Origin of the sequence: Cellulomonas algicola (assembly GCF_003851725.1) — a bacterium.
GTDB lineage: Bacteria > Actinomycetota > Actinomycetes > Actinomycetales > Cellulomonadaceae > Cellulomonas > Cellulomonas algicola.
This window is the reverse complement of record NZ_BHYL01000105.1, coordinates 1-7312: the sequence shown is the minus strand read 5'-3', so window position 1 is coordinate 7312 and position 7312 is coordinate 1. Positions and strand designations below refer to the sequence as shown.

Below are 7312 nucleotides of genomic sequence, written 5' to 3'. Positions count from 1 at the left end.
CGCGGGGGCCGCCGTTCGCCCGCGCGCGCGTGCCGGGCTCAGTGCCGCGGCGGGTGGACGAGCCGTGCGTGCATCTCGGCGGCCGACACGTCGGTGAGCGACGCCACCTGGTCGACCACCACGCGCAGCCGCGCGGCGTCGTCGGGGGCCTGCGCCCAGTCGGCCGCGAACGGCGGCTCGAGGGCCAACGGCGCGCGGTCCGACATCACGCGGACGAGGTCGGTGAGCACCTCGCGCTGCCGGTGGTAGAGCGGCTCGAGCTCGCGCGGCGCCATGACGTACGCGACCGCGAGCCCCTTGAGCACGAGGATCTCCGCCGTCGTGCCGATCGGCACCACGAGGTTCGCCGCGTACCGGGTGAGCGGGCCGTCGCCGTACTCGGCGCGCGTCGCGGTCTGCGCCGCCTTCGCGAACCGGCCGATGAGCTGGCTCGTCGCGTCCTTGAGCATCGCGAGCGCCCCGCGGGACCCGTCGAAGCCGGGCGTGGCCCACAGGTGCGCCGCGACCAGGCGGTCCATCGCGTCGTGCAGGCCGTTCTCGTCGACCGCGTCGCCGTACCAGGTCTGCACGGCCTCGACGACACGCGCGCGCTCGTCGGGGCGGGTCAGCACCCCGAGGTCGAGGCGCCCGCCGACGACCGCGTCCTCGACGTCGTGCACCGAGTAGGAGATGTCGTCCGCGAGGTCCATGACCTGCGCCTCGAGGCACTTGCGGCCGTCCGGCGCGTCCTCGCGGAGCCACGTGAACACCGGCAGGTCGTCCTCGTAGACGCCGAACTTGTGCGTCGGCCGGCCGCTCGCGGCGCTCACCGGGCCCTGGAGGTGCCGCCACGGGTACTTGACCGAGGCGTCGAGGCTCGCGCGCGTGAGATTCAGCCCGACCGTCTGCCCGTCCGGCCCGACGACCTTCGGCTCCAGCCGGGTCAGCAGGCGCAGCGTCTGCGCGTTGCCCTCGAACCCGCCGATGCCGCGCGCGAGGTCCGCGAGCGCGCGCTCGCCGTTGTGCCCGAAGGGCGGGTGGCCCAGGTCGTGCGCGAGGCACGCGGTGTCGACGACGTCCGGGTCGCAGCCCAGCACCTTGCCGATCTCGCGACCGACCTGCGCGACCTCCAGGGTGTGCGTGAGGCGCGTGCGCACGAAGTCGTCCGACGACGGCCCGAGCACCTGCGTCTTCGCGCCGAGGCGCCGCAGCGCCGACGAGTGCACGATGCGGGCGCGGTCGCGCTCGAACGCGGTGCGCTCGCGCGACTTCGGGGCCTCCGGCACCCACCGCTCCCGGTCCGCGTCGACATAGCCGTCGAGCTCGAGCACGTCAGGGGCGGTCACGGGTCCAGGGTAACGAGTGGGGCGTGCACGTCCGGCGCCGTGCACAGCCGGTCGCTCACTCGACCTCGGGCGTCGGACGAGCGGCCTCCGCCCTCCACGGGTCGAGCGTGCGGACGCCGAGAGGCTCGACGTGCCTGACGTCGCGCGTGACGAGGATCGACCCGTGAGCTTCCGCGACTGCCGCGACCTGCGCATCGTCCACCGGCGCGGCTTCGGGAACCGGGTAGCGGGTGAGGATGCGGGCCGCTGCGAGATCGAACGGCAGCACCCGATCCGCGAAGGCAGGGAGGACGTGCCCGGCGAACCATCGGCGCAGGACGGCACCCTGCGCCGGATCGGTCCGCTCCTTGCGGAGCACGCCACGCTCGATCTCGGCGACGGTGAGCACCGAGACGTACTGGTCGGCGACCGGGACGGTGCCGGCCCACGCGGCGACCACCGGGTCGCCGCCCGGCACCCGCAGGGCGGAGACGGCGTTCGCGTCCAGCAGGTACGTCACAGGTCGGCGACGCGCGCCGTGGCGCCCAGGCGCTCGGGCTCGAACTCGATGTCCACGCTCTCCGGCATCGCCAGCAGGTCGACGAGGGTGGCCGGCTCACTTGGTGCCGTTCGCCATGGTGCGGATCACCATCAGCTCCACCGCGCCACCTCCCGTTGTCGGATCGACGACATCAGTCCCGTCGATCGCGGGTGCGGGCGAACCAGTCGGCGGCGAGGTCGACGAGGGCGCGGACGCGGGCGAGGCGTGCGGTCGCGGCGCCGACGGTGCCGACCGTCTCGTGGCCGGTCGCGGAGAACACCGCGCCGACGGTCTCGAAGTCGGCGTCCTCGACCACGGGCTCGTCGAACCAGACCCACTCGCGGTGGCCGTCGACCAGGACCGGGGCGCCGTTGCGCACGGTCGGCGGGACCAGACCCGAGCGGGCCTCGGCGAGGTGCAGTGCGGTGCACTTGTCGTAGCCGACGCCGAGGAGCAGGACCTGCGCGTCGAGCGCGTGGAGAGCCGCGAGCGGGGAGCCCTCGCCGACGGGGTCGTCGAGGTCGTGCCGCGCCAGCACCTCGGCGGCGCGAGGACCGTGCGCGACGAACGACCGGTGCGGGTGCGACGAGCGCACGGTGCCGGGCAGGGTGCGCAGCGCCTCGACGACCAGCCCCATCGTGCGGGTCGGCGTCCAGGCGGGGTCGTAGACGGGCAGCGCGGCGCGCACGTCGTCGTACCGGGACGGCGGGACGGACGGGTCCGCCAGGTAGGCGGGGTCGCAAAGCTGCCACGACTGCGACGGCATGACGAGCGTGCCGTCCTCGCCGAGCGCGTCGAGCAGCGCGCGCACGACGGCCTGCTCACCCCCGACGACGGTCCCGAGCCGCGACAGCGAGACGTGCGCGACGAGCACTCCGCCGGGCTCGACCCCGAGCGCGCGCAGGTCGCGCTCGAGGTCGGCACGGAGGACGAGGGGGCGGGTCACGCCAGGCGCCACACGGAGACGCCGGGCCCGTCGCCGCCGACGCGCAGCGCGTCGGGTGCGATGTCGAGCGTGCCCTCGCCGTACAGGCGCTCCACGGCAGCCCCGGCAGGCACGAGGTGCCGGGGCAGGTCGACGCCCGCCCACGGGGCGCGGGCGGCGACGACGAGCACGCGCTCGTCGACCGTCTCGCGCAGGTAGGCGACGGCGTCGTCGGAGACGACGGCCCACCGCAGCCCGCCCTCGCGCAGCGCACGTGACGAGCGGCGCAGCGCGATGAGGGACCGGTAGACGTCGAACGTGCGGCCGTCCCAGCGGTCGCCGCCACCCGCCTCGATCTGGTCCCACGGCATGGGCACGCGCGCGTGCTCGCCGTTGGTGCCGGTCGCGCCGCCCTCGTCGCCCGCGAACAGCGCGGGGGTGCCCGGGTAGGTGAACAGCAGCCCGGCAGCGACCTCGACGAGGCGCGGGTCGCCGACGACCGTGCGCAGGCGCGGGGTGTCGTGCGAGCCGAGCATGTTCCACTGCCGCGCGGTGACCTTCCACGGCACGGTCGCGTCGAACTCGCGCATAGTCTCGACGACGGACACGCCGCCGCGGCGCGGGATCGTCGTCGGGATGCCGAGGAAGTCGAGCGTCGTCGCGGGGTCCACGAGCCAGGTCCACAGCGGCTTGGTGAACGCCGAGTAGTTCATGTTGACCTGCCAGCCCTCGCCGGTCAGGTCGCCCGCGGCGTCGTGGAAGTGCTCGCTGACCAGGACCGCGTCGGGGTTGAGCTCGGTCATGGTCGCGCGCACCGTCCGGGCGACGTGGTGCGTGAAGTCGTCGGACGCGTACCGGCCGGTCATGTTGGCGACGTCGATGCGCCAGCCGTCGAGCGCGAACGGCTCGCCGAGCCAGCGGCCGATGACCGAGCCGGGGCCGTCGACCATCCGGCGGGCCAGCGCGGACGAGCCGTAGTTGAGCTTCGGCAGCGACGGGACGTCGAGCCACGCGACGTAGCCGAGGTCGGACTCCTTGTCCCAGTAGTAGAACTCGGCCTCCTCCGACGACCGGTCCCGCAGGGCGTGCTCGAACCACTCGTGCGCGACACCCGTGTGGTTGGTCGTGAAGTCGCCGACGAGCCGCATCCCGCGGCCGTGCAGCGCGCGGCGGAGCGAGACGAGCGCCTCGTCGCCCCCGAGCAGCGGGTCGACGTGGTCGAACGTGCGCGCGTCGTAGCGGTGGTTCGACTGCGACGGGAAGACGGGCGTCAGGTAGACGGTGTCGACGCCGAGCCGCTGCAGGTGGTCGAGCCGCTGCTCGATGCCGAGCAGGTCGCCGCCGTACAGCTGCACGGGCGTCGACGGCCCGCGGCCGATCGGCTCGTCGTCCCAGTCCGCGGGCTCGGCCCAGTCGGGGAACGTCCGCTCGACGCCCGACCGCGCGAACCGGTCCGGGAAGATCTGGTAGACGACCGCCGACGACGTCCACGCCGGAGCGGGCTCGTGCACGGTGAGCCGGAAGTCGGCCGCGTCGGGCACGTCGCGCGAGAACAGCCCGCGCCCGTTGAGCCAGCGGTAGCCGCCGGGCTCGTCGAGCAGCGCGCGGTACGACGTGACCGGGTTGTGCACGGGCACGTCGGCGACGTACCAGCGCTCGTGCGCGTCGGCGCGGTCGAGCCGCGCCTGCACCATGCGCGGCTCCGCGTCGCGGACGGTCCGCACCCACAGCGCGCGCTCGGTCGCGGAGGCCGGCACGCGGAACCGCACCGGGACGACGTCGCCGAGCGCGGGCGTGCCCGCCGGGACGTAGAGCTCGGAACCGTCGTGGTGGGGCTGGTCGAGCAGGTGCCGCACGGTCATCCCTTCACCGCGCCCTGGGTCAGGCCGGAGACGATGTAGCGCTGGAGGAACTGGAACAGGAGCACGACGGGGATCGCCGCGAGCACGGCGCCCGCCGCGAACACGCCCCAGTACTCGGAGAACCGCTGGCTCACGTACTGGTAGAGGCCGACCGCGAGCGTCTGGGACTCGGGGTCGACGAGGACGATCGACGCGATGAGGAAGTCGGAGAACACCCCGACGAACGACAGCAGGCCGACGACCGCGAGGATCGGCGCGACGAGCCGCAGGATGATCGAGAAGAAGATCTGCGCGTGGCTCGCGCCGTCGATCTTGGCGGCCTCGTCGAGCTCCTTCGGGACGGTGTTGAAGAACCCGTACATGAGGTAGGTGTTCACGCCGAGCGCGCCGCCCAGGTACACGAGGATCAGACCGAGCGGCGAGCCGAGACCGATCGCCGGGAAGACCTCACGGAGCGTCACGAGCAGCAGGAAGATCGCGACGTAGGCGAGCACCTGGGGGAACATCTGCAGCAGCAGCAGCGAGAGCAGCCCGCCGCGGCGGCCGCGGAACCGGAACCGCGAGAACGCGTACGCGGCCGCCGCGCCCAGCAGGACCGTGCCGATCGACGTGGTCGTCGCGATGACGATCGTGTTCGCGAACCAGCGCACGTACGGGTGCACCGGGTCGCTCAGCAGGTCGACGTAGTTCTGGAACGAGATGCTCGAGAACAGCTTGTTCGAGCCCGTGAGCGACCCCGTCGGGTTCAGCGACGACGACAGCACGTACAGGATCGGGATGAAGCAGAAGACGAGCACGGCCCAGGTGACGACGTGGCGCCAGCCGAGCTCGCGCCACCAGCGCACGCCGCGCGGGGTGGTCTCGTTCTGGTCCGGGCGCAGGCCGGCGTCGGTGGTGCCGGCGGGGAGCGTGGTGGCAGCCATCAGTGCAGGTCCTCCAGGGCGCGGGTCTTGCTGAAGGTGGCCGCCGAGATCGAGGCGACGATGAGGAAGATGAGGATCGACACCGCGCACGCGAGGCCGTACTGGCGGTTCACGCCGCCGAACGCGAGCCGGTAGACGAACGTGATGAGGATGTCCGTCGCGCCGACGTCGACCGGTGCCGACAGGTCGTCCGGCCCACCCTCGGTGAGCAGGTAGACGACGTTGAAATTGTTGAAGTTGAACGCGAACGACGAGATGAGCAGCGGCGCGGTCGAGACGAGCAGCAGCGGCATCGTGAGCGACCGGAACAGGCGCAGCGGCTTGGCGCCGTCGATCTTCCCGGCCTCGTAGATCTCGTTCGGGATCGACTGCAGCGCGCCCGTGCAGATGAGGAACATGTACGGGAAGCCGAGCCACAGGTTCACGACGAGCACGGAGATCTTCGCGAGCCACGGGTCCGTGAGCCACGGGATGCTCGCGCCGCCCAGCAGCGTCGCGTTCACGAAGCCGAAGTCGCGGTTGAGCATGCCCTGCCACACGAGCGCCGTGAGGAACGCCGGGAACGCGTACGGCACGATCAGCAGCGACCGGTAGATCTTGCGGCCGCGCACCTTCGGGTGGTTCAGCACGACCGCCATGAACAGGCCCAGCCCGAACGTGAGGACGACCGACAGGATCGCGAACGCGAACGTCCACAGCAGCACGCCGACGAACGGCCCGGCGAGCTTCGAGTCCGTGAAGACGCGGCTGAAGTTCTCGAAGCCGACGAACACCTTCCACCCGGTGCCGAGCTGCGAGCCGTCGGCGGCGACGAACGCCCCCTGCTCCTCGTCGGCGGTGTAGACGTCGCCGGTCGCCGTGTTGGTGATCGTGCCCGCGGCCTCGTCCCACTCCATCGTCGAGACGTAGACGTACCCCGTCGAGCCGTCGGGCGTGCGGACGCTGCCGTCGTTGGGGTCGTCGGAGATCGGGACGCGCAGGGCGAAGATCTCGTCCTGGCGCTCGAGCACCTGGGTGAACTGCAGCGTCTCCCAGCCGTCGACGGACGCGACGCGGCCGTTCTCGAGCGTCGCGTCGACGGGCTCCAGCGGCTGCTCGGCGGTGCCGAGCTCCGCGTCGCCCTCGCCGTCGACGACCGCGAAGCCGAGCTCGTCGCCGTTCACGACGACGGTCAGCGGGTAGGTGGGCGAGTCCGGGAGGCGCGCCTCGTTCTGCACGAGGATCGCCTCGACCGCATCCGCCTGCGTCGAGTTGTGGCCGTCGCCGTAGTTGGTGAAGGCCGTGAAGCCCGTGTAGAGGACGACGAACACCTGGTACACGAGCAGGAAGACCAGGCCCGGCACGAGATACTTCGCCGGGAGCATCTTCTTGGAGAAGTAGACGACGTTCACCGCGACGAGCGCGACGACGAGGAACGCGACGATCCCCCACTGGCCCAGCGCACCGGCCGCGAGGATCCCGTAGACGCCGAGCGCGTCGACGAGCGCGACGAGCACGGTCTTGACCCAGAAGCCGCGGGTCAGGTCCTGCCGGCTCCACCAGCTCCCCGTGGGCCGGCGCGGGCCGGTCGACGGTGGCGGCGCGGTCGCGTCCGTGCGGTCAGGGCGGGTCGACGTGTCCGTCATGGGGTGCTCCGGAGATCGGCGGTGATCGGCGCGCACGGCGCGCGGGGGCTGCTCGGCGCGCGAGGGCGCGCGTGCGGTGGCGCACGCGTCCTGCGGCGCCGGGGTGCGCGCGGGTGCGCGCGGTCCGGCGAC

Annotated in this window: 6 protein-coding genes; all 6 read right to left on the bottom strand. The window is 72.5% G+C overall.

All coding sequences use genetic code 11. From position 1 onward, the window contains the following. Window positions 1–38 precede the first annotated feature (38 nt). Complete coding sequence (locus CTKZ_RS08020) at window positions 39–1325, bottom strand: deoxyguanosinetriphosphate triphosphohydrolase (protein WP_124342458.1); 1287 nt, start codon at window positions 1323–1325, stop codon at window positions 39–41. A 55-nt stretch (window positions 1326–1380) separates the two neighbouring features. Further along, window positions 1381–1824, bottom strand: a complete 444-nt coding sequence (locus CTKZ_RS08015; protein ID WP_124342457.1) for a type II toxin-antitoxin system VapC family toxin — start codon at window positions 1822–1824, stop codon at window positions 1381–1383. A 172-nt stretch (window positions 1825–1996) separates the two neighbouring features. After that, window positions 1997–2791 carry an AAC(3) family N-acetyltransferase gene (locus CTKZ_RS08005; protein ID WP_124342456.1) on the bottom strand — a complete coding sequence of 265 codons (795 nt, stop codon included), beginning with the start codon at window positions 2789–2791 and terminating at the stop codon, window positions 1997–1999. Further along, entirely contained in the window at window positions 2788–4632 is a 1845-nt protein-coding gene (locus CTKZ_RS08000) for a glycoside hydrolase family 13 protein (protein WP_124342455.1), read from the bottom strand. Before CTKZ_RS08000 ends, CTKZ_RS08005 begins: the two co-directional genes overlap by 4 nt. Beyond that, a complete protein-coding gene (locus tag CTKZ_RS07995; RefSeq protein WP_124342454.1) occupies window positions 4629–5555 on the bottom strand; it encodes a sugar ABC transporter permease in 927 nt (308 codons plus the stop codon). Before CTKZ_RS07995 ends, CTKZ_RS08000 begins: the two co-directional genes overlap by 4 nt. Then, entirely contained in the window at window positions 5555–7180 is a 1626-nt protein-coding gene (locus CTKZ_RS07990; RefSeq protein WP_124342453.1) for an ABC transporter permease subunit, read from the bottom strand. Before CTKZ_RS07990 ends, CTKZ_RS07995 begins: the two co-directional genes overlap by 1 nt. Between the last annotated feature and the right edge of the window lie 132 nt (window positions 7181–7312).

Bases quoted from the DNA above. Each gene is read 5' to 3' on its own strand.
- CTKZ_RS07990 (WP_124342453.1), bottom strand. From the start codon at position 7,180: ATGACGGACACGTCGACCCGCCCTGACCGCACGGACGCGACCGCGCCG.
- CTKZ_RS07995 (WP_124342454.1), bottom strand. From the start codon at position 5,555: ATGGCTGCCACCACGCTCCCCGCCGGCACCACCGACGCCGGCCTGCGC.
- CTKZ_RS08000 (WP_124342455.1), bottom strand. From the start codon at position 4,632: ATGACCGTGCGGCACCTGCTCGACCAGCCCCACCACGACGGTTCCGAG.